The following is a 625-nucleotide window of genomic DNA, read 5'->3' as shown; positions in this document are numbered from 1 at the left end:
CCGCCCCGGTCCTCCGACGAGGGAGCCTCGGACCGGGCCTCCCTCGGAGAGGCCTCGATCTGGTTCTCCGTCGAGGAAGCCGCGATGTGGTTCTCCGGCGAGAAGGCCCCCTCCCGGTCGTCCTCCCGGCCCTCCGAGGCGCACCGGCCCTCCGAGCCGTTCGAGTCCTTTGGCCCCTCCCGGTCCTCGGACGCGGCAGACCCCGACTCCGGCCGGCGCGCCGAACTCTGGCGCCCCGAAGACGAGCACATCCCGGGCGGTCTCCATCGGGCGGCCCGGCCCGAGACCCCGCCGCACCCGCCGGAACCGCAGCCGCAATCGCAGCCGCAGTCGCCGGGAGCCTCACCGGCACCCCGCTGACCCGGCACCCGCCGCGCGGGCCGAGCCGGCCTCAGCCGTTGCCGTCGAGGACCCCGCGCAGTTCCTCCGGGAGGAGCTTGGCGCAGTCCTGCCTGGCCTCGTTGGTGAGGGCGTCGTTGGTGCAGGTGTAGTAGTCGCGGTAGACGAGCTGGGCGGTGAAGGACGCCGCGACCAGGGCGATGGCCAGGGAAGCGGTGACCAGGCCGCTGATCGCGGCGGCGGTCTGGGGCCGGGCGTTCGAGACGGGGGCCGGGGAGTCGGGGTC

The 625-nt window shown here is 75.0% G+C and carries 2 pseudogenes; one reads left to right on the top strand and one right to left on the bottom strand.

Features of this window, described 5'->3' with window-relative positions:
• A pseudogene (locus tag CCN42_RS43985) lies at positions 1–360 on the top strand (hypothetical protein); the annotation flags it as partial.
• 31 nt (positions 361–391) lie between these two features.
• Here CCN42_RS43985 and CCN42_RS39565 read toward each other — a convergent pair.
• Positions 392–625, bottom strand: a pseudogene (locus CCN42_RS39565) (hypothetical protein); the annotation flags it as partial.

It is taken from the genome of Streptomyces glaucescens, assembly GCF_002154375.1.
Taxonomy (GTDB): domain Bacteria; phylum Actinomycetota; class Actinomycetes; order Streptomycetales; family Streptomycetaceae; genus Streptomyces; species Streptomyces glaucescens.
The sequence above is the reverse complement of the archived record's forward strand: the minus strand, read 5'-3'. Positions and strand labels throughout refer to the sequence as shown.